This is a genomic window from Pseudomonas sp. 5P_5.1_Bac1 (genome assembly GCF_025466015.1).
In the GTDB taxonomy this organism is placed as follows: domain Bacteria; phylum Pseudomonadota; class Gammaproteobacteria; order Pseudomonadales; family Pseudomonadaceae; genus Aquipseudomonas.
In genome coordinates this window covers 23,669-43,071 of the sequence record NZ_JANLNX010000094.1, presented here as the reverse complement: position 1 = coordinate 43,071, position 19,403 = coordinate 23,669, and the positions used below count along the sequence as shown (strand labels likewise).

The window sequence follows — 19,403 nt, the reverse complement described above, 5'->3', positions numbered from 1 at the left end:
ACAGATCCTTATCCGGAGAGAGAATCAGCGGGTTTCGTCGAGACCTCGGCGCACCCGGTTGTAGAGGGTATAGAGGGAAAGCAGCAGGACCACCAGCAGCACGCCGTTGACCCAGGCGGCCGGAATGGCGAACGCCACGGCCAGGCCCAGCGTACCGAAGACGAAGGCCCGGTCGCTTTTGCCCATGGGCCCGTCGTAGCGCCGCGAGGCCCCGGCCAGCGGGCCCATGACCCCGGCGTATTCGCTGATGAGCGCGGCGAACACCACCAGTACCACCAGCAACGGCGAGACACCGGGCAGCAGGGCGAACGGCAGGTACAGCGCGGCATCGGCGATCAGGTCGCAGAGTTCGTTGAGGTAGGCGCCCAGCCGCGACTGCTGGCCGAACTCGCGGGCGAGCATGCCGTCCACCGCATTGAGCGCCATGCGCAGCAGCATCCACAGTGGCAACAGGGCGAACAGCCAGGCGTGCTGACTGCCCCAGGCCAGCAGCAGGCCGAGCAGGACGGAGACGAGGGCGGCGACGACGGTCACCTGGTTGGCGGTGACGCCGCGCTGATGCAGGCGGCTGACACCCGGGCGCAGCAGCGCCTGGAAGCGGGGTTTGAGCTGGTAGATGGAGGGCACGCGACGACTTCCTTGACTGACACGAGACAGGGTTCGGCGGGGCCGGCGGCCCTGCCTGTAAAGCGTAAGCGTGAAACTGTGCTTTTCCAGCGCGCTGCCGTACAGCGGATCAAGCGGGAAATGTTACCTAGCGCAAGTTTTCAGCTAATATACGAAACGTCAGCGTTTCATATAGGAACTTTCCGTGGGCATCGTAAAAATCTCAGAATCAATGCATGAGAGCCTTCGCGTCGCGAGCAACGCGCTCAGCCGCTCCATCAATGCGCAGGCCGAACACTGGATGCGCATCGGCATGCTCGCCGAGCTGCACCCCGACCTGAACCACAATGAAATCTGCCGCCTGCTGATCCAGGCCGAGCAGCAGGGCGGCCTCGACCTCAAGCGGGTTTGCGCGCTGGACAGCACGCCGCTGTCGACTGGCATGGGAGCGCAGCATTGAGAAACGTCATCCTTCATACCCGTGAGCAGATCGCCCAGGCCCGTGTCGCCGCCGAACTGGCCGCCGATGTACTGGCGATGATCAAGCCCCATGTGCAGCCCGGCATCACCACCGATGAGCTGGACCGCATCTGCAACGACTACATCGTCAAGGTGCAGAAAGCGATTCCGGCCAACGTCGGTTACCACGGTTTCCCCAAGACCATCTGCATCTCGGTCAACGAGGTGATCTGCCACGGCATTCCGTCGAACCGGGTGCTCAGGGAAGGCGACATCGTCAATATCGACACTGCCGTGATCAAGGACGGCTGGTTCGGCGACACCAGCCGCATGTACTACGTCGGCGAGGTCAGCGACGAGGCGCGGCGACTCGTGGACGTCACCTTCGACGCCATGTGGGCCGGCATCAAGAGCGTACGGCCGGGAGCCACGCTGGGCGATATCGGTCACGCCATCCAGTCCGTGGGCGAGGGCGCCGGTTTCAGCGTGGTGCGCGAGTATTGTGGCCACGGGATCGGCCAGGTCTATCATGGCGAGCCGCAGATCCTGCACTTCGGCCAGCGCGGCCTGGGCATGAAGCTCAAGCCGGGCATGATCTTCACCATCGAGCCAATGCTCAACGCCGGCAAGCGCCAGACCCAGACCCTGGCCGACCAGTGGACGGTGGTCACTCGTGACAATTCACTGTCGGCGCAGTGGGAACACATGGTGGTGGTCACCGATGACGGTTTCGATGTGCTCACCACCTGGCCAGAGCTGCGCTAAGCACTCTGACGTCGCTTGAACGATGGCCTCGCGAGAGGCCATGCAACTGGATGGATTATTCAGGTGCCGGATGGCCGAAAAACGGCTATAAGGCCTGTCACTGTCCACCAGGAAGCGACAATGAACCCGTTCGAAGACATGCGTATCTTTTCCCAGGTCATGGAGTCCGGCAGCTTCACTGCTGCGGCCGACAAGCTGGGGCTGTCCAAGCAGTTCGTCAGCCGTCGCGTGATGGCACTGGAAGACCGCCTGGGTGTGCGCCTGCTCAACCGCTCGACCCGGCGCCTGGACCCGACCCCGCTGGGCCAGAGTTACTACGAATCGGCCCAGCGCCTGCTGGCCGAGGTGGAACAGGTGGAGCAGGGCATCGCCGGGCAGACCAGCGAGCCCCGCGGCACTGTGCGCCTGAGCGCGCCGTTGTCGTTTGCCGTGGCGCATCTGGGCACGCTGTTGCCGGAGTTTTTGCAGCGCTATCCGCAGGTCAGTGTCGAGGTGGATCTCAGCGACCGCTCGGTGGACCTGTTGGGCGAGGGCTACGACCTGGCACTGCGTATCGGCGTGCTGGAAGACTCGACGCTGATTGCCCGGCGCCTTGCCGCGATGGACCGGGTCTATTGCGCCAGCCCGGATTACCTGGCGCGGCGCGGTACTCCCGCGCGGCCGGACGATCTGGCCGAGCACGATTGCCTGCCCTACGGCCATGGCCGCCAGGTGCAATGGCGTTTCGTCGAGCAGGGCAAGGTCCGGGTGGTGACGGTATGCGGACGGATGCGGGCGAATAACGGTGACTTGCTGCGCGAAGCGGCGGTTGCCGGGATGGGCATCACCTACTTGCCGACGTTCATCGTTGGCGATGCGCTGGAGGACGGTTCGCTGGTGCCGGTGCTGGCGGCGTTCGCCCCGGAGCCGTTGCAACTGTCGGCGGTGTACCCGCAGCACCGACAGAGTGCGCGGCCGGTGCAGGCGCTGATCGAGTTTCTCAAGCAGCGCCTGGGCTGAGGGTCAGCGGATGAAGTGGACCTTGCCGCTGTCGTCGTTGCCCATATAGATGCCGTAGACCCCGGCCTGGCGTTCCTCGATGTAGCGTTCGAGGATCTGTCGGATCGCCGGGTAGTAGATGGCGTCCCAAGGGATTTCGTCGGGGGCGAAGAAGCGGCAGTCGAGGGTTTCCGGGCCGTACTGGCCGGTGATTTCCACCGCCACCGCGCGGAAGACGATATACACCTCGCTGATCTTCGGCACGCTGAAGATCGAGTAGGGCGAGACGATATCGGCGCGTACCCCGGTTTCTTCCCAGACCTCACGCAGGGCCGCCTGCTCGGTGGTTTCCCCGGCTTCCATGAAGCCCGCCGGCAGCGTCCAGGTGCCGGGACGCGGCGGGATCGCGCGCTGGCACAGCAGGTATTTACCGTCGCGCTCGATGATGCAGCCGGCGATGATCTTCGGATTGACGTAGTGGATGTAGCCGCAGGCGGCGCAGAGCAGCCGCTCGTGGGTGTCGCCGTCCGGCCGTCCCTGGTGCAGCGCGGCGGAGCATTGCGGGCAGAAACGCGGGACGGCGGGCATGATCAGCGACCTATGCGGGGCTCTTTCAGAGCGATGGGGGTGGCGATTTCGCGGATCTTGCCGGCGTCGTCCTGTTTCGAACGCAGGTAGTCCAGGGCCACTTTGGCGGCGGCGCGGACGTGGTCCACGGAAGCCTGGTGTGCGGCCAGTGGATCGCCGCTCTTGATCGCCTCGACGATCTTTTCCATTTCCTGGTTGCTGGCGCCGCGACGGTTCTGCTGGGACACCGAGGTGGCCCGCAGGTAGCTGATGCGCGCCTGCAACTGGCGCAACTGGGTGGCGGCGACATGGTTGCCGGAGCCTTCGAGCAGCACGTCGTAGAAGCCCTGCACCGAGTCGATCACTTGTTGCAGCTCGCCGTCCTTGAGGGCCTCGCGGTTTTCTTCGAGGGCCTTTTCCAGGGCGCGGATGTCCTTGGCCTTGGCATTGAGGGTGAACAACTGGACGATCAGGCCTTCGAGCACGCAGCGCAATTCGTAGATATCGCGGGCGTCTTCGAGGGTGATGATGGCAACGCGCGGGCCCTTGGCGTCGGCAAACTCCACCAGACCTTCGGATTCCAGGTGGCGCAGGGCTTCACGGACGGAGGTGCGGCTGACGCCGAGGCGGTCGCAGAGGTCGCGTTCGACCAGACGGTCGCCGGGCAGAAGGTGGAAATTCATGATCGCGCCGCGCAGTTTGTCGAGCACGATTTCACGCAGGGTAACGGGGTTGCGGTTGACCTTGAAGCTGTCGTCGAGGGGCTGGCGTTTCATCATCTGCGCTCTGCAATTGGCTGTTGCGCCAGCGACATCGGAGCACTCGATAACCGGGTGCTCCCTGCGGTGGTTTCGAACAGCCAGTATTTAACTGGTTGACTCCGAGTCGGCCTCGGCGAAGGCTTCGCGGGCCAGGCGAAAGCTGTCCACGGCCGCGGGTACGCCGCAATAGATACCGACCTGGAGGAGGATTTCGCGTATTTGCTCACGACTAAGTCCGTTACGCAAGGCGCCACGGATGTGCAGCTTGAGTTCGTGCGGTCGGTTGAGCGCCGAAATCATCGCCAGGTTGATCATGCTGCGCTCTTTGAGCGACAAACCGTCGCGGCCCCAGACGTGGCCCCAGCAGTACTCGGTGACCAGTTCCTGTAGCGGCTTGGTGAATTCGTCGGCGTTCTGGATCGAGCGGTTGACGTAGTCCTCGCCCAGCACTTGGGCGCGGATGGCCAGGCCTTTTTCGTATTTTTCGTTGTTCATGCCGGAGTGTTTCTCCACAGGTGGAAAAAGGTCAGGCCTCATCGCCGGCTTGCTGGCGATGGGGCCCTGAAAATCAACCCAGGGGCGGCAGTGCGCCCAGCTTGCCCTTGTGATAGATCATCGGCGTGGCCGGCTGCTCAGGCAGCACCAGGTTCTTCACTTCACCCACGATGATGGCGTGGTCGCCACCGTCGTACTCGCGCCACAACTCGCACTCGATGATCGCCGTGGCGTTGTCCAGCAGCGGGTTGCCCAGCTCGCTGAGGTGCCAGGCGATGCCTTTGGCCTTGTCCTTGCCTTTGCCGGCGAAGGCGTAGGCTTCGGCGGTTTGTCCCGCCGCCAGCAGGTGGATGGCGAAGCGTTTGGCGTCGCGCAGGATTGGGTAGGTGTCGGAGGCGTAGTTGGGGCAGAACAGTACCAGCGCCGGGTCGATCGACAGCGCGCTGAAGGCGCTGGCGGTGATGCCGACGAGGCCGCCCTCGGCATCCAGCGTGGTGACGATGGTCACGCCGGACGGGAAGGAGCCCATCACGTCTTTGTAGATGCCGGGTTCGATCATTTCAGTTCACCTGTCAGCGCATGACGAAGGGGTCGGGCATGGGCGCGGTCGAGAGGTTGATCCAGACCGTTTTCAGTTCTGTGTAGGCCAGCACCGAGTCGATACCGCTTTCGCGGCCATAGCCACTGTTCTTGAAGCCACCAATGGGTGCCATCGCCGAGACGGCGCGGTAGGTGTTGACCCAGATGATCCCCGAGCGCACGTCGCGGGCCAGACGGTGGGCGCGGCCGAGGTCGCGGGTCCAGATGCCGGCGGCGAGGCCGAACTGCGAGTCGTTGGCCATGGCCAGGGCTTCTTCTTCGGTCTTGAAGCGGATCACCGCGGCGACCGGGCCGAAGACTTCTTCCTGCATGATGGTCATCGAGTTGCTATCGCATTCGAACAGGGTCGGCTCGTAGTACCAGCCGTCACCTTCGACCTCGGCGCGCTTGCCGCCCAGGCGCAGGCGCGCGCCCTCGGCGCAGGCAGCGGCGACCAGGCCTTCGACCACGGCCAGTTGCTGGGCGGTGGCCATCGGCCCCATTTCGCTGCCTTCGTCCTGCGGGTTGCCGATGCGGATGCGCTTGGCGCGTTCGATCAGGCGCTCGACGAATTCGTCGAAGATTTCGTCCTGCACCAGCAGCCGCGAGCCGGCCACGCAACTCTGCCCGGAGGCGGCATAGATGCCGGCCACGGCGCCATTGATGGCACTGTCGAGGTCGGCGTCGGCGAAGATGATGTTCGGCGATTTTCCGCCCAGTTCCAGCGACAGCTTGGCGAAGTTTTCCGCGCTGCTGCGCACCACATGACGAGCGGTGGCGGCGCCGCCGGTGAAGGCGATCTTGCGCACCAGCGGATGACGGGTCAGCGCCGCGCCGGTGCTCGGCCCGTAGCCGGTGACGACGTTGACCACGCCGGCCGGGAAGCCGGCTTCGAGGGCCAGGCGGGCCAGTTCGAGGATGGTCGCCGAGGCGTGCTCGGACGGCTTGAGCACGATGGTGTTGCCGGCGGCCAGGGCCGGTGCCAGCTTGATCGCGGTCAGGTACAGCGGGCTGTTCCAGGGGATGATCCCGGCGACCACGCCGATCGGTTCGTGCACGGTGTAGGCGAACAGGTCCGGCTTGTCCAGCGGCAGGGTGCCGCCTTCGAGCTTGTCGGCCAGGCCTGCGGTGTAGTGGAAGAACTCCGGCAGGTAGCCGACCTGGCCACGGGTTTCGCGAATCAGCTTGCCGTTGTCGCGGCTTTCCAGTTGCGCCAGGTGCTCTTTGTTTTCGGCGATCAGGTCGCCAAGGCGGCGCAGCAGTTTGCCTCGGGCGGTGGCGGTGAGGCCGCGCCAGGCTTTGCTGTCGAAGGCTTTCTGGGCGGCCTGGACGGCGCGTTCGACATCGGTTTCATCGGCATCGGGCAGTTGCGCCCAGGGTTGCGCGGTGGACGGGTCGAGGCTATCGAAGGTCTTGCCGCTGTGGGCATCGAGCCACTGGCCGTCGATGCACATCTGGAAACGAGTGAGCGTCATGCAACGATCCCCTTGGCTGAGTCGGAGAGGGTTCGGGCGTGCCCGAGGAAGTCCAGCAGCATCTGGTTGACCAGACGCGGCGACTCCACTGGCATCATATGCCGCTGTTCGGCCAGCACCACGCTTTGCGCGCCGGGAATGCGCTCGGCCAGTTCGCGGCTCATGGCCGGCGTCGAGCCGAGGTCGAACTCGCCGGTGGCGATCAGGGTCGGCACCTGGATGCTGCCCAGGTCGTCGACGCGGTACATGTCCTGGGTGGCGAACAGTTCGTAGGTGGTCAGGTAGCCTTGCGGGTCATTGCTGGCCAGGGTCTGGCGCAGGGCCGCGACCTGCGCCGGGTTGGCCGCCTGGTATTCGCGGCTGAACCAGCGCGCCAGGGCCGCTTCGGCATTGGCGTCGGGGCCGTGTTCGGCGGCCTGGGCGGCACGGGCGATAACGCCGGCGCTCTGCTCGGGGCTGCGGTTGAACACGCTGTTGAGCACCACCAGTGCCGACAGGTTGTGCGGGTAGTGCAGGGCGAAGGCGCGGGCGACCAGGCCGCCCATGGAAAAGCCGATCACCGTGGCCTGGGGAATCTGCAGGTGCTCCAGCAGTTCGGCCAATTGCGCGGCGTAGCCTTGCAGGTCGGTGCCGGGCGCCGGACGCGGGCTCTGGCCGTGGCCGAGCATGTCATAGGCGATGACGCGGTAGTCGCTGGCGAGGCCGACGAACTGTCCGCCCCACATTTCTTTATTCAGGCCCACGCCGTGGATCAGTACCACGGGATGGCCCTGGCCGCTGGCCAGGTAACTGGTTCCGGCAGGTGTACGTTCAGCAACAGGCTGAATCATGGTGGGGCGCTCCTTGAGAGTCGGGCGTGCTGCGGTCTGGACCGAACGCACGCCCCGGCCCGATGGACGTTGTTGTTATTGGTTTTTTTCCGCGGCCAGCTCTTCCAGGTCGATGTAGCGGTTGCCGATGCGCGGGTGCAGGCGACCGCCGTCGGCAGCGCCCAGGACCACGACGATTTCGTCGGCACGCGGGGCGTCTTCGATCTGCATTTCCAGGGTGATGTAGTGCGAGCGCAGGCCTTCGTCGTCCTTCTGCATCATCGGGATCTGGATCGAGGTGCCTGGGCCGCCGCGCTTGTTGGTGAAGCTCAGGTAGCTCTTGGCCTGGACCGCTTCGCGGTAGTGGTTGCCGAAGCGCAGGGTGTGGATCACCGCGGAGGCGTGCTCGATCTCGCCGTCGGCGCCGACCACGGCGGCTTTGCCATAGGCCTCGATCTTGTCGGCACCACCGATGGCGGCGGTCAGGCGCTCGACCATCAGCGCGCCCAGCTTGGAGCAGTTGGCGCGGATTTCAGGCTTGAGGTCGTCGACGAAACCGCGGCCCGCCCAAGGGTTCTTGATCACGACGGCCAGTCCGACCATGGTCACCGGTTTGTCGGTGGCCTTGCCGCCTTCGATGCGGGTTTCTTCGGAGTAGGTGACGATCTTGCGGATTTCGAAACTCATGAGCGGCTCCTGCGGAGTGTTGATTAGGTCTTGTTGTCTGATGGTATACCATAATATTTGATGTGCAAGAGGTTGCAGAAAATTTCTGCGGGGAGGGGATAAGTGGTTGGGCAGCGCACGCCCCCCCGCGCGTGATCCGCACATGAACAGCCACGCCTGCCCGCTGCCCTCCCGAACTGTCATGGTCCCGCGACCAGACAGTTTGGCGCGCGCCCCTCTCGCTGTACCGGTACATCCCGCCTCGCGCTTTCTAACCTGCACGTGTTCATCAGGCACGGACGCTTCTGTAACTGCAATTACCCATCGAAAAGTGCAATAAAAAGGAGCATCACTTGAAAACTGATGAAACGGTCATCGTCACTGGCGTGACGTCTGGCATTGGGCTGGCTTGCGCCAGACTTTTGATAGAGCAGGGAAGTAAAGTTGTAGGAATCGGACGTCGGGAAGATCGTCTTGATGCACTGGCGGATGAATTCCACGGACGTTTTTATCCGGTGAGCTGTGATGTTCGCGACAGCCAGTCAATTACTAAATTGATCAATCAACTACCCGACGAGTTCGCCGCCTTCAGCAAACTTGTCAACGGTGCCGGCTTGCTTCAAGGCCAGGGAACGTTGCTGGATATAACGGACGAGCAAATAACCACCATGCTCGATACCAATGTCCACGGGCTGATCAACGTCACCCGTGCGGTATTGCCGAAGTTGATCGAAAGCGGTCGCGGGCATGTGGTCAACCTGACCTCGATCGGTGCCCATGTGCACTACAAGGGCGGCCATGTGTACGCCGCTTCGAAAGCCTTTGTCGATCACTTCGGGCGCTGCCTGCGCACCGAGTTGGTGGGCAGCAAGGTGCGGCTGACCAGCGTTGCACCGGGCAAGACCCGTTCGGAGTTCGCCTTGGTGCAGTGCGACGGCGACCAGGAAAAGGCCGACCGGGTGTACAGCACCCTGACCCCGCTGGAACCGGTTGATGTCGCCAACTCGGTGCTCTGGGCATTAAGTCAGCCGGAACACGTGAATATCAACCTTATCGAACTAATGCCTGCTGACCAGGAACTTTCGTACCGGTGATGCCATGAGCCAGACTCTCGCGAAGTATTACGTCAGAAACAAACTTACTCATAAGTTGATCAGCAAGCGTGTGTTGTCGCCAATCTCTCTGTCGCAACAACCGCCGGCCGATCTGGTCAAGGCACTTTGCATTGAAGATGAAGTGTCCAGGTTGTCGGCAGTGTATGCCCGCTTCCAACAGGAAGGTGATGAAAGTACCGGGCTGCCACGTTATATGCCGTTCTATCGTTTCATTCAGTCGAAGTTTCCCGGCTTCCAATGGCAAGTGCGAAACAGCGAAGGCAAGAAGACACTTATTCTGGACAAGCCGTATATCAACCAGAGTCGTCCGTCGCTGCTGAGCCTGTTGCTATGTGCGGTCAACGACAACACGGTGACCACGCCGGCACTCAAGGTCCGTTACCCGGCCATGCGTGAATTGCCGGACGCCCTGGTGGTGGACCTGGAGCGGGCATTCGAGCGCCTGTCCTTCACCACCTCCGCACCGCACTTCATGGCGCGGTTCGCCGAGACGCTGGTCAAGGGCCTTGCGGGCGAGACCATCACCCTGGTGTCGCCGGTGTGCCCGGACTACGGCTACGAGAACAAGAACGGTCGGCTGCGCTACACCTTCGACTACCTCGGCGAAGGCATCGGGCTGGTAGCCGGGCGTGTGGTCAAGACCCTGCCTGACCTGCAGGCGGTCCTGAGAAAGCACGGCATCGATGCACGGATTGCCATCGGTGCCGGCGACTTCGAAGGGTTCGACGCGTCCACCCTCGATCGCCTCAAGGAAACCCGCGAAGGCTTCGCCCACAAGCTGCGCATCAGCCAACAGAAGATTCTCGATGCGCTGGGGCCGCAGACCGAGTCGATCATGATCGCCGGCGCGGCGGGCGGCGAGGCGCAATGGCGCGCGCTGACCGCGGACGCCGAGCAGCGCCTGGCCAATCGCGACAACGGTTGCATCGTCGACAGCGACCTGGATTACGCCGCGATCTTCAATGCCCGGTTGCCGCTCTATCAGGCCTGGCATCAGCAGCGCAGCAATGAAGAGCTGATGCAGATCCTCTACGCCCAGGGTGCGGAATACGCCGCCATCGGCCAGGTGTTCGCCCGGCAATGGCGCAACCCGATCGTGATCGGCGCCGACCACAACCGCATGCAGCCGTTCTATTGGCTGTACAGCACCATCCCTGTCCTCTACCTGACCAGGGTGTACTGATGAGCACTCAAGAACGTGCCAATCAAGGCACTCATTACTGCCAATACGGGCCGCAGGGCAACGTGCGCGAAAGCTATGCGCACCTGCCGTTCCAGCCGCTGTGGACCTGGCTGACCGGCAAGGGCAGGGCGCTGGCGCCTGAGGCCCTGAAGGCGCAAATGGACAAGACCGGCGAGCCGTTCCTGGTGGCGCACCTGCTGTTCACCTGGGGCACGATGATCGGCCTGGTGCTGCTCGGCCAGGCGGTGCTGGACGGGGTTTTCCATCCGCTGGTGTCGGTGTTGCTGGTGCTCGCGGCCTGGGTGTTGATGGTCAATCGGCTGCGCAGCATGCAGGCGACCTTCCATTACCTGACCCACGGCGCGGTGCTCAAGGACAAGGCGCGCGCCCAGCGCTACGCCCGGTTCTTCCTGACCACGCCGCTGCTGTACCAGGACTGGGACACCTACAACCAGAGCCATGTGCGCGAGCACCACAACATCCATGTGCTGTGCACCGACATCGACCCGGACCAGCGCTTTATCCAGGCGCAAGGTTTCTACCCGGGCATGCCGGAGCTGGAGTACTGGTGGCGGGCGTTCAGCACGCCGTTTCGTCCGACGTACCTGCTGCACCGCTGGCGCGCCACGCTGAACGACTGCTTCGTGCGGCCGCCACAAGGTGAAGTGCGGTTCCGCCTGGTGTTCTGGGGCGTACTGCTGGCGCTGCTGTGGACCACCGACCTGCTGGCGGCCTTCGGCCTGATCTATGTGATCCCGCGTGCCGTGCTGTTCGAGCATTCGATGTGGCTGCAGTTGTTCACCGAGCACCTCTGGTTCTATCACCGCGATGCCGAGCGTGGCGACAAGACTCACTACGGTCGGCTGACCTGGGGACGTTTCCAGGGCCGCACGCCACCGTCGCACGGCCTCGTCGCCTGGACCGGATGGCTGCTCAAGTGCCTGCTGCTGGACGTGCCGGTGCGCCTGTATGTCTACCCGCAAGACTTGCCCAACCACGACGTCCACCACCGTCGCCCCAACGTGCATTACCGGCATATCGCCAACTACCGCGCCAGCTTCGAGCGGCAGCCGTCGACCTACGGCCCGTACCTCGAAGTCTGGGGATTCATGGCGGGCCTGTACCTGATTCGCGACCACCTGTGCCGCGGCGTCCGCGAGCCCTTCGGCCCGCTGCAAGCCGCTTCGACCGACCTTCAAGACACCCTGTACCCCACGCCCAGTTCTCAAGGAGCCTGATCATGCAAGAGACCATTCAAGCGGCAAGCCAGCAACTCGGCAGCAGCGCCTACGCGGCCCTCAACGCCTCCCAACTGTTCTCCCGGGAAGACCTGGCGTACATGGAGGAGGCCTGCCAGGTCATCCCCAAGACCATCATCGAGATTGGCGACGTGGGTGAGCAGAACTACCTCTCGGTCGGCCGCTTCATGGAAGACCTGAAAGGCGAGTTGCCGGTGTACCGCAACGACCCGTGGGGCCAGCGTGTGGTGGAGATTCTGTCCTCGGGCAAGAGCCGCGAGTTCTTCAACGGGATCATGGGCGGCGAATGCTTTATCCGTCGCTGCCAGGCCAACCTGCTGGAGTCCGGCAACTTCATCGGCAAGCACATCGACACCTACAGCAACCTGGAATACCGCTACTCGGTGGTGATCCAGTTCGGCAAGGACTACGAGGGCGGCGAGTTCTTCATCGAGCATGAAGGCCAGTCGAGCCAGCTCAAGACCGGTTACGCCGACGTGCTGGTCAACCGCTGCGAGATCCCTCACGGCGTGCGCAAGGTTGAAAGCGGTACGCGTACCTCCCTGGTGTTCTTCCTCAGCACCAGCCCGCTGGACAAACCGAACCTGAACAACAAACAGATCTGACCGGCGTGCGCATCCGCCCACGTCGGGCGGATGCCTTACCGGCCAAGCCAGAAGGAACCGTTGCAATGACGCAAAGCACTGTAGCCAGCTTTCAAGAAACAAAGAATCAGGACCTGCAAGCCTATTTCCTGGGCCTCATTTCGGTCGCGGCCTTCGCCATGACCCTGCCGGCGGCGAAGATGCTCGCTGGTGATCTGAGCGCCTTGCAAGTCGGCTTTTTCCGCTCGGTACTGGCTGCGTTTGCGGCGATTCCGTTCCTGATCATCGGTCGGGCAACACTGCCCAACCGCTCCCAGGTCAAGCGCATGCTGCTGACCTCCACCGGTATCGTCTACGGTTTCCCGATCCTGACCGCGCTGGGCATGCAGCACGTGCCGGTCAGTCACGGCGGCGTGGTGCTCGCGGCGCTGCCGCTGTCCACCGCCATCTTCGGCACCCTGATCACTGGCACCCGGCCGTCGAAGCTGTTCTGGGCGGTGTCGAGCCTCGGTTTCCTCGTCGTGCTGGCCTACACCGTGATCAAGTCGAACGTCGAGGACATCTATATCGGTGACCTGGCGCTGCTCGGCGCGGTACTGCTCGCCGGCTTCGGCTATGCGCAGGGTGGCGCGCTGTCCAAGGAATTGCCGGGCTGGCAGGTGATGTGCTGGACCCTGGTCATCAGCCTGCCGGTGCTGCTGCCGGTCAGCCTCTGGCTGTACGACAGCGAGACCATCGCCAACCTGCCGGGCCAGGGCGTTGCGGCGCTGCTGTTCCTCGCGCTGATCAACTCGCTGCTGGGCTTCTTCTCGTGGAACCGTGCCCTGGCACTGGGCGGTATCCAGCGCATCAGCCAACTGCAACTGCTGCAACCGTTCTTCACCTTCGCCTTCTCGATCTGGCTGATGGGTGAGGCCTGGAACTGGTTGACCCCGGCGGTGTGCGCCATCGTGATCGTTCTGGTCTGGCTGTCCAAACGCATCTGAAGTCTTTTTCCCGCGCCAGGCGACTGGCGCGACTTTTCATCCTGATACCCAGACGGAAACCATCAGATGAGTGCTCCGAGTTTTTTCCGCCCCAGCACCGAATCGCAGGAGAGTCCTGTGCTTTGCGCTGCCCAGCGCACCGATGATGTCGTGGGCCTGCTGGCCCTGAAGACGGGTGAGCGGCTGCTGGATATCGGTTGTGGCAATGGTTACCTCAGCGCGCAACTGGCAAACCAGGGCGCCGAGGTGGTGGGTTTCGATATCAACCCGGAGCGGGTGCTGGCCGCACGCGCCTGGGGCCTGGAGGTGAAACGGGGTAATGCCGAGGAGCTGTATTTTCATCAGGAATTCGATGCGGTGTTCAGTCACAACGCGCTGCACGAAATGCATCAGGCCGATCAGGTGGCCAGCGGTGCCTTCATGGCACTCAAGCCGGGCGGGCGCTTTGTCGGGGAATTTCCCGGCCGCGGTCACGCCTTGCTGATTCGCCGGGCGCTGAGTGGCGCGCTGGAACGCAGGTCCATCAACCTGATGGGCATGGAACGCTGGTATCTGCCCAGTGCCCATGAGTACCAGCGGGTGCTGGAGCGGGCCGGCTTTCACGTCAGCCACATCAGTTGGTTCGAACAACCGATGTCGGCGGAACTGTCGATCGGCGACTGGATCAGAAATAACTGCGGCCATTACCTGCAGGCAGTGCCGATGGAGATGCGAATACCGTTCCTTGAGGAAGTCACCGAAGAACTGGTCAGCGACCTGCTGGATGGCAGCGGGCGCTGGACGGTGGATGCAACACGGCTGCGTTTCAAGGCTCACCGAAAAGCCTGAGCGGTAGCCACACCTTCATTAGTCGAACCGGGATCAACGATATGCCGATGAAAACCAATGGATTGGCGCTGAAGTCCTTCTATGCCGACACCCGGATATGGTCGGGGCAGGACGGTAAGCCACTGTACTGGATTGATGACCTGAGCCTTGCGGTCAACGGTCTGGAGATCCTCGAGGACTCCGTCATCCCCGCCTTGCGCGACAACGACGTGGTGCAGATCCTCAATGGCGTCATCTATTCCTATGAGGATCTGGGTGAGGTGAGCACGCTGGCGGATTACTTCAAGCGCTGGCAGTTTCGCTGCATAGATGGGCGTCGAGGAACTGCCTGAAACGAAGGTCGTTGCAGTGACTGACGTTCAGGCGGATGTACTGGTCGAACTCGCGGGTATTGCTGAACAGTGAGCCGGGGGCCAGGAAGATCCGTGCATCGTGCGCCTCCTCGACCAGGCGGCGAAGATCCACATGCGCAGGGAAGCGCGCCCAGATAAACAGCCCCTCCGCGACACCCTCGTCGGACTCTACTCCGACCTTGCCCAGCCAGTCGCGGGCCCTGATGCGTTCCTGCATCACCCGTTGGCGCAACGCATCCAGATGGTGCTGGTAGCGCCCGGACTCCAGGGTGTAGGCCACGATCGTCTCGTCCAGGGACGAACCACACAGCACGTTGTACATCTTCTGCTCGATCAGCCGTTCGACGAACGCCGGCGGCGCCACCACGTAGCCGAGACGCAGCGCCGGGCTGAGCACCTTGCTGAAACCACTCAGATAGAACGTACGATTCCACTCATCCAGGCTGGCCAGGCGCAGCATCTGCCGGGTGCACAGTGCGCCGAAGATATCGTCCTCGACGATATGGAAGTCATATTTCTGCGCCAGCGACAGAATCCTGAAACCCTTGGCCGGCGAGGTGTTGCCGCCTGTGGGGTTGTGGATGAGGGTCTGGGTCAGGAACAGCTTCGGCCGGTACTCGGCGACGATCGCTTCCATGGCTTCCAGGTCCGGGCCGTCGGCCGTTCTCGGGACGGTGATGATGTTGAAGTCGCGGTCCTTGATCAGCTTCAACTGCAGCAACAGGTAGCTGGGGTCTTCCACCAGCAGGTAATCGCCGGGCTGGAGCATGACGCTGCGGATAAGCGAGAACGCGTGAGTGGCGCCGATGGTCACCACGATCTGGGTGCTGGAGGCGTTGATCTGCAGCTCCCGAAGCTTCTTCGCAATCACCGAGCGCAGTTCCTGGCTGCCGGCGGCGGGTGCCGGAACGCTGCACGACAAGGTGTTGCGGATCAGCCGGCCGGTGACCGACGCGGGAACGGCGTCCGCCAGCCAGGAAGGTGGCAAGTAACCGGAACTGACGGGGGTGTCGTACTGCGAAGGGTCCAGCGCCCGGTAGAGGAATCCGGCATGCAGGCTGGAGGGGGGGATGATCTTTTCCAGGTCTTTGCTGGTGTCGGCGGGGCCGGAGGCGAGGATGTAGTAGCCGGCGCCGGGGCGGGACTCGATGATCTGCTGCGCGACCAGGTCTTCATACGCGCTGCTGACCGTGAAAATGCTCACGCCCAACTGCTTTGCCAGCGCCCTGACCGAGGGCAGGCGACTGCCGCGAACCCATTGGAAGGCCTCGATGCGGCTGATGATTGCACTGCGAATCTGGTCGACCAACAGCACCTTGCTGTTGCGATCTATCTCAAACATTTTTTGCGTCCCTACTGAACCTTGCCGCCTCGAAACCTTGTGGTTTCTGCAGGCAGGTTACACCAGTCCTCCCATTTTCCGGATCAACACCAAGGTTTAATTTCCCCTCGACACCCAATGAAGGTGGCGTATTTCGTGGGGAAGGCGGTAGAGCGGGCCTCGCCGTGGTTTTGGCCCGGCGAGCCCGCTCTTGTCTCAGGCAGGTTGTCAGCGGAACGCCGGCACCACCTCGTTGATGAACAGCTCCAGCGACTTGCGCTTCTCTTCGTGCGAGAGGCTGTTGTCGCACCAGAAGCTGAACTCGTCGACGCCCAGTTCCTGGTAGTAGCGGATGCGCTCGATGACTTCCTGCGGCGTGCCGATCATGGCGGTCTTGTGCAGGCTTTCCAGTTCGAACTCAGGACGTTCGGCGAACTTCGCTTCCGGGCTCGGCGCCAGGAAACCGTCTTTCGGGGTCTGCTTGTTGCCGAACCAGGCGTCGAAGGTGCGATAGAAGCGGTTGATGGCCTGGGCGCCGACCTTCCAGCCGTCCGGATCGGATTCGGCATGGACGTGGGTGTGGCGCAGCACCATCAGTTGCGGACGCGGCACGTCCGGGTTGTTGGCCAGGGCGGCTTCGAACTTGTTCTTCAGGTCGACCACTTCCTCGTCGCCTTTCATCAGCGGCGTGACCATGACGTTGCAGCCGTTTTTCACCGCGAAATTGTGCGAGTCGGGGTCGCGGGCGGCGATCCACATCGGCGGCATCGGCTTCTGGATCGGCTTCGGCACGCTGGTGGAGGTGGGGAATTTCCAGATGTCGCCATCATGGGCGTAGTCGCCCTGCCACAGGGCGCGCACCGCCGGGACCATTTCCCGCAACGCCGCGCCGCCTTCGGAGGCCGGCATGCCGTTGGCCATGCGGTCGAATTCGAACTGGTAGGCGCCGCGGGCCAGGCCCACTTCCATGCGGCCGTTGCTGATCACGTCGAGCAGGGCGCATTCGCCGGCGACGCGGATCGGGTGCCAGAACGGCGCGATGATGGTGCCGGCGCCGAGGTGGATGGTTTCGGTGCGTGCGGCGAGGTACGCCAGCAGCGGCATGGGGCTTGGCGAGATGGTGTATTCCATCGCGTGGTGTTCGCCGATCCACACGGTGCTGAACCCGCCTTTCTCGGCCATCAGGGTCAGCTCGGTCAGGTCTTCGAACAGTTGTCGGTGGCTGACCTGTTCATCCCAGCGTTCCATGTGTACGAACAACGAAAATTTCATGAGGCGTTTCCTCGGCTCTTGTTATCGGTCGCCTGTCGGATCAGGCAGCGAGTGTCTGGACGGACAGGGCGGCGCCTGTCACAAGCATAGGGGCTCAGGCGAAGGCCGGCAGGCTGGCCATCTTGCCGCGGCAATAGACCAGCGGGCTTGGCGCCTGCTCCGGGACGATAAGGTTCTTCACCGCGCCCACCATGATCGCGTGGTCGCCACCTTCATATTCGCGCCACAGTTCGCATTCGATGATCGCCGTGGCGTTGGCCAGCAACGGATTGCCCAGCGCGCTCAGGGTCCACTCGATGCCCTGGGCCTTGTCCTTGCCTTTTTTCGCGAAGGCATAGGCCTCGGCCTGTTGCTGGCCGGAGAGCAGGTGGATGGCGAAGCGCTTGTTGCGGATCAGCACGGGGTAGGAATCGGAACTGTAGTTGGGGCAGAACAGCACCAGCGGCGGGTCCATGGACAGGGAACTGAAGGCACTGGCGGTGAGGCCGACCACCTGGCCGTCGTCGTCCAGGGTGGTGATCACCGTAACGCCGGACGGGAAGGAGCCCAGAACGTTCTTGTAGACGGTGGCGTCGATCATGGCATGGTCCTCGGAATGCAGCGGTTTTGTCCGCGTTTTTATCGTTGATGTGTCTGATGGTATACCGTAATACCTATTTTGCAAGGGGAATTTTCCGGCCCGGACGAACGTGACGATTCTGGTTAAAGCCTAATGATTACGGGGCTTTCTCGCTAATGAGGGAGGAAGGGGAGCAGACAAAAAGCAGATCAGTTGGTCGGCAAAAGAGCGAATCAGTGTTGTCAAAATGTTGGAATACCATAATATGGTCTTCAGCTTCGACGCCGCTTGCCGCGTGCCGCAAGTGGTTTCCTACAAAGATAAAAACGGAACCTTTCGAGCTTATTGCCCATGTCCCAGCCGTCTTCGCAACACCAGTTGATCGAAAACCATACGGTCGATTACGTACCGCCAGCAGAGCGCCACGGGAAGGCGCGGGATTTGTTCACGCTGTGGTTCAGCACCAATATCGCGCCGCTGCCAATCGTTACCGGGGCCATGGTGGTCCAGGTCTTCCACCTCAATCTGTTCTGGGGGCTGATCGCCATTGTCCTCGGGCACCTGCTCGGCGGCATCGTGATCGCCCTGGCCTCGGCCCAGGGGCCGCAGATGGGGATTCCACAGATGGTCCAGAGCCGCGGCCAGTTCGGGCGTTACGGTGCGCTGCTGATCGTGTTCTTTGCGGCGCTGATCTATGTTGGCTTCTTTATTTCCAACATTGTTCTGGCGGGCAAGTCGATCCATGGCATTGCACCTGCCGTGCCAATGCCGGCGGCGATCATCCTCGGCGCGCTGAGCGCCACCGCCATCGGGGTCATCGGCTACCGCTTCATTCATACCCTCAACCGTATCGGCACCTGGGTCATGGGCTCGGCGCTGCTGGCCGGCTTCATCATGATGTTCGCCCAGGACCTGCCAGCAGACTTCCTCACCCGTGGCAGCTTCAACCTGTCCGGCTGGATCGCCACGGTGTCGCTCGGGGTGATCTGGCAGATCAGCTTTTCGCCGTACACCTCCGACTATTCACGCTACCTGCCGCGTGAAGTGGGGATTGCCCGGCCGTTCTGGGCGACGTACTTCGGCGCGACCCTGGGCACCATCCTCTGCTTCAGCTTCGGCGCCATTGCGGTACTGCTGGTGCCGGAAGGCACCGAGGCGATGGACGCGGTGAAACAGGCCACCGGCTGGATGGGGCCGATCCTGATGGTGCTGTTCCTGCTCAACATCATCAGCCACAACGCCCTGAACCTGTACGGCGCGGTGCTTTCCATCGTCACCGCGATCCAGACGTTCGCCAGCACCTGGACGCCCAGCATCAAGGTGCGCGTGGTGCTCTCCGGGGTGATCCTGTTCGGATGCTGCTTGACGGCGCTGGGTGCCACGGCCGATTTCATCTCGCACTTCATCGGTTTGATCCTGGCGCTGCTGCTGGTGCTGGTGCCGTGGGCGTCGATCAACCTGATCGACTTCTACCTGATCAAGCGCGGCAACTACGACATCGCGTCGATTTTCGCTGCCGACGGGGGTATCTACGGGCGCTGCAATCCGCACGCGATCATCGCCTACGCCTGCGGCATCCTGGTGCAGTTGCCGTTTGCCAACACGGCGCTGTATGTCGGGCCGTATGCCAATCTGGTGGAAGGCGCGGACCTGTCGTGGCTGGTGGGGCTGCTGGTGACCATTCCGCTGTATTACTGCCTGGCGACCCGTGGGCGGGAACAGGTGCAGGTTGCCGCCTGGCGAACTCAATAAGCGCTACTGCGCAGACACAAAAATGCCGCGA

22 protein-coding genes are annotated in these 19,403 nt (G+C 62.7%); 11 read left to right on the top strand and 11 right to left on the bottom strand.

The genetic code is table 11. The annotated features are described in order from the left end of the window. Positions 1 to 24: 24 nt before the first annotated feature. Entirely contained in the window at positions 25 to 627 is a 603-nt protein-coding gene (locus NTD82_RS20445) for a CDP-alcohol phosphatidyltransferase family protein (RefSeq protein ID WP_095157428.1), read from the bottom strand. A gap of 184 nt (positions 628 to 811) precedes the next feature. On the opposite strand from NTD82_RS20445, the gene NTD82_RS20440 reads away from it, so the two are divergent. The 3 genes from NTD82_RS20440 to NTD82_RS20430 all read left to right on the top strand — a co-directional run bounded on the left by NTD82_RS20440 (position 812) and on the right by NTD82_RS20430 (position 2,829). Continuing rightward, the gene (locus NTD82_RS20440; RefSeq protein WP_175649654.1) at positions 812 to 1,066 is read left to right on the top strand and encodes a ParD-like family protein; all 255 of its coding nucleotides are present in this window, start codon (positions 812 to 814) and stop codon (positions 1,064 to 1,066) included. Beyond that, on the top strand, positions 1,063 to 1,830 hold the full coding sequence (gene map, locus NTD82_RS20435; RefSeq protein ID WP_262129970.1) for a type I methionyl aminopeptidase: 768 nt from the start codon (positions 1,063 to 1,065) through the stop codon (positions 1,828 to 1,830). Before NTD82_RS20440 ends, map begins: the two co-directional genes overlap by 4 nt. A 120-nt stretch (positions 1,831 to 1,950) precedes the next feature. Next, positions 1,951 to 2,829 (top strand): LysR family transcriptional regulator, encoded by an 879-nt coding sequence (locus NTD82_RS20430; protein ID WP_262129969.1) that lies wholly within the window; start codon positions 1,951 to 1,953, stop codon positions 2,827 to 2,829. A 3-nt stretch (positions 2,830 to 2,832) separates the two neighbouring features. On the opposite strand, the gene NTD82_RS20425 is transcribed toward NTD82_RS20430, so the two are convergent. The 7 genes from NTD82_RS20425 to NTD82_RS20395 form a co-directional block, all read right to left on the bottom strand. After that, entirely contained in the window at positions 2,833 to 3,396 is a 564-nt protein-coding gene (locus NTD82_RS20425; protein ID WP_262129968.1) for an NUDIX hydrolase, read from the bottom strand. Between the two features lie 2 nt (positions 3,397 to 3,398). Further along, complete coding sequence (locus NTD82_RS20420) at positions 3,399 to 4,151, bottom strand: GntR family transcriptional regulator (protein ID WP_095157554.1); 753 nt, start codon at positions 4,149 to 4,151, stop codon at positions 3,399 to 3,401. 90 nt (positions 4,152 to 4,241) lie between these two features. After that, the gene (locus tag NTD82_RS20415) at positions 4,242 to 4,631 is read right to left on the bottom strand and encodes a carboxymuconolactone decarboxylase family protein (protein WP_262129967.1); all 390 of its coding nucleotides are present in this window, start codon (positions 4,629 to 4,631) and stop codon (positions 4,242 to 4,244) included. Positions 4,632 to 4,704: 73 nt separating this feature from the next. Continuing rightward, positions 4,705 to 5,190 carry a flavin reductase family protein gene (locus NTD82_RS20410; RefSeq protein ID WP_095157444.1) on the bottom strand — a complete coding sequence of 162 codons (486 nt, stop codon included), beginning with the start codon at positions 5,188 to 5,190 and terminating at the stop codon, positions 4,705 to 4,707. A gap of 13 nt (positions 5,191 to 5,203) precedes the next feature. After that, positions 5,204 to 6,685, bottom strand: a complete 1,482-nt coding sequence (locus NTD82_RS20405; protein WP_262129966.1) for an aldehyde dehydrogenase — start codon at positions 6,683 to 6,685, stop codon at positions 5,204 to 5,206. Beyond that, positions 6,682 to 7,515 carry an alpha/beta fold hydrolase gene (locus NTD82_RS20400; RefSeq protein WP_095157448.1) on the bottom strand — a complete coding sequence of 278 codons (834 nt, stop codon included), beginning with the start codon at positions 7,513 to 7,515 and terminating at the stop codon, positions 6,682 to 6,684. Before NTD82_RS20400 ends, NTD82_RS20405 begins: the two co-directional genes overlap by 4 nt. 75 nt (positions 7,516 to 7,590) lie before the next feature. Then, positions 7,591 to 8,181 (bottom strand): amino acid synthesis family protein, encoded by a 591-nt coding sequence (locus tag NTD82_RS20395; RefSeq protein WP_262129965.1) that lies wholly within the window; start codon positions 8,179 to 8,181, stop codon positions 7,591 to 7,593. A 332-nt stretch (positions 8,182 to 8,513) separates the two neighbouring features. Here NTD82_RS20395 and NTD82_RS20390 point away from each other — a divergent pair, with 332 nt between their 5' ends. The 7 genes from NTD82_RS20390 (at position 8,514) to NTD82_RS20360 (ending at position 14,447) form a co-directional block, all read left to right on the top strand. Next, entirely contained in the window at positions 8,514 to 9,254 is a 741-nt protein-coding gene (locus tag NTD82_RS20390; protein ID WP_262129964.1) for an SDR family NAD(P)-dependent oxidoreductase, read from the top strand. Positions 9,255 to 9,414: 160 nt separating this feature from the next. Then, the gene (locus NTD82_RS20385) at positions 9,415 to 10,458 is read left to right on the top strand and encodes a hypothetical protein (protein WP_262129962.1); all 1,044 of its coding nucleotides are present in this window, start codon (positions 9,415 to 9,417) and stop codon (positions 10,456 to 10,458) included. Next, positions 10,458 to 11,696 carry a hypothetical protein gene (locus NTD82_RS20380; RefSeq protein WP_262129961.1) on the top strand — a complete coding sequence of 413 codons (1,239 nt, stop codon included), beginning with the start codon at positions 10,458 to 10,460 and terminating at the stop codon, positions 11,694 to 11,696. The genes NTD82_RS20385 and NTD82_RS20380 overlap by 1 nt, the downstream gene beginning before the upstream one ends. A 2-nt stretch (positions 11,697 to 11,698) precedes the next feature. Beyond that, positions 11,699 to 12,322 (top strand): 2OG-Fe(II) oxygenase, encoded by a 624-nt coding sequence (locus NTD82_RS20375; RefSeq protein WP_095157461.1) that lies wholly within the window; start codon positions 11,699 to 11,701, stop codon positions 12,320 to 12,322. Positions 12,323 to 12,387: 65 nt separating this feature from the next. Then, complete coding sequence (locus NTD82_RS20370) at positions 12,388 to 13,287, top strand: DMT family transporter (RefSeq protein WP_095157463.1); 900 nt, start codon at positions 12,388 to 12,390, stop codon at positions 13,285 to 13,287. Positions 13,288 to 13,404: 117 nt separating this feature from the next. Continuing rightward, positions 13,405 to 14,115, top strand: coding sequence for a class I SAM-dependent methyltransferase (locus NTD82_RS20365; protein ID WP_159985275.1), 711 nt, complete (start codon positions 13,405 to 13,407; stop codon positions 14,113 to 14,115). Between the two features lie 41 nt (positions 14,116 to 14,156). Beyond that, the gene (locus NTD82_RS20360) at positions 14,157 to 14,447 is read left to right on the top strand and encodes a hypothetical protein (protein ID WP_095157467.1); all 291 of its coding nucleotides are present in this window, start codon (positions 14,157 to 14,159) and stop codon (positions 14,445 to 14,447) included. Here the strand turns inward: NTD82_RS20360 and NTD82_RS20355 are convergent. The 3 genes from NTD82_RS20355 to NTD82_RS20345 form a co-directional block, all read right to left on the bottom strand. Further along, complete coding sequence (locus tag NTD82_RS20355) at positions 14,398 to 15,810, bottom strand: PLP-dependent aminotransferase family protein (protein WP_095157469.1); 1,413 nt, start codon at positions 15,808 to 15,810, stop codon at positions 14,398 to 14,400. The genes NTD82_RS20360 and NTD82_RS20355 overlap by 50 nt on opposite strands. Before the next feature lie 207 nt (positions 15,811 to 16,017). Continuing rightward, complete coding sequence (locus NTD82_RS20350) at positions 16,018 to 17,061, bottom strand: LLM class flavin-dependent oxidoreductase (RefSeq protein WP_095157470.1); 1,044 nt, start codon at positions 17,059 to 17,061, stop codon at positions 16,018 to 16,020. Between the two features lie 94 nt (positions 17,062 to 17,155). Further along, positions 17,156 to 17,641, bottom strand: a complete 486-nt coding sequence (locus tag NTD82_RS20345; RefSeq protein WP_095157472.1) for a flavin reductase family protein — start codon at positions 17,639 to 17,641, stop codon at positions 17,156 to 17,158. A gap of 330 nt (positions 17,642 to 17,971) precedes the next feature. Here NTD82_RS20345 and NTD82_RS20340 point away from each other — a divergent pair, with 330 nt between their 5' ends. Beyond that, on the top strand, positions 17,972 to 19,372 hold the full coding sequence (locus tag NTD82_RS20340; protein ID WP_175649670.1) for a purine-cytosine permease family protein: 1,401 nt from the start codon (positions 17,972 to 17,974) through the stop codon (positions 19,370 to 19,372). The last annotated feature ends 31 nt before the right edge of the window (positions 19,373 to 19,403 follow it).

What these genes read in the sequence shown, in the direction of transcription:
- NTD82_RS20430 (WP_262129969.1), top strand. Translation starts at nt 1,951, where the DNA reads ATGAACCCGTTCGAAGACATGCGTATCTTTTCCCAGGTCATGGAGTCC.
- NTD82_RS20425 (WP_262129968.1), bottom strand. Translation starts at nt 3,396, where the DNA reads ATGCCCGCCGTCCCGCGTTTCTGCCCGCAATGCTCCGCCGCGCTGCAC.
- NTD82_RS20420 (WP_095157554.1), bottom strand. Translation starts at nt 4,151, where the DNA reads ATGAAACGCCAGCCCCTCGACGACAGCTTCAAGGTCAACCGCAACCCC.
- NTD82_RS20415 (WP_262129967.1), bottom strand. Translation starts at nt 4,631, where the DNA reads ATGAACAACGAAAAATACGAAAAAGGCCTGGCCATCCGCGCCCAAGTG.
- NTD82_RS20410 (WP_095157444.1), bottom strand. Translation starts at nt 5,190, where the DNA reads ATGATCGAACCCGGCATCTACAAAGACGTGATGGGCTCCTTCCCGTCC.
- NTD82_RS20405 (WP_262129966.1), bottom strand. Translation starts at nt 6,685, where the DNA reads ATGACGCTCACTCGTTTCCAGATGTGCATCGACGGCCAGTGGCTCGAT.
- NTD82_RS20400 (WP_095157448.1), bottom strand. Translation starts at nt 7,515, where the DNA reads ATGATTCAGCCTGTTGCTGAACGTACACCTGCCGGAACCAGTTACCTG.
- NTD82_RS20395 (WP_262129965.1), bottom strand. Translation starts at nt 8,181, where the DNA reads ATGAGTTTCGAAATCCGCAAGATCGTCACCTACTCCGAAGAAACCCGC.
- NTD82_RS20380 (WP_262129961.1), top strand. Translation starts at nt 10,458, where the DNA reads ATGAGCACTCAAGAACGTGCCAATCAAGGCACTCATTACTGCCAATAC.
- NTD82_RS20375 (WP_095157461.1), top strand. Translation starts at nt 11,699, where the DNA reads ATGCAAGAGACCATTCAAGCGGCAAGCCAGCAACTCGGCAGCAGCGCC.
- NTD82_RS20370 (WP_095157463.1), top strand. Translation starts at nt 12,388, where the DNA reads ATGACGCAAAGCACTGTAGCCAGCTTTCAAGAAACAAAGAATCAGGAC.
- NTD82_RS20360 (WP_095157467.1), top strand. Translation starts at nt 14,157, where the DNA reads ATGCCGATGAAAACCAATGGATTGGCGCTGAAGTCCTTCTATGCCGAC.
- NTD82_RS20355 (WP_095157469.1), bottom strand. Translation starts at nt 15,810, where the DNA reads ATGTTTGAGATAGATCGCAACAGCAAGGTGCTGTTGGTCGACCAGATT.
- NTD82_RS20350 (WP_095157470.1), bottom strand. Translation starts at nt 17,061, where the DNA reads ATGAAATTTTCGTTGTTCGTACACATGGAACGCTGGGATGAACAGGTC.
- NTD82_RS20345 (WP_095157472.1), bottom strand. Translation starts at nt 17,641, where the DNA reads ATGATCGACGCCACCGTCTACAAGAACGTTCTGGGCTCCTTCCCGTCC.
- NTD82_RS20340 (WP_175649670.1), top strand. Translation starts at nt 17,972, where the DNA reads ATGTCCCAGCCGTCTTCGCAACACCAGTTGATCGAAAACCATACGGTC.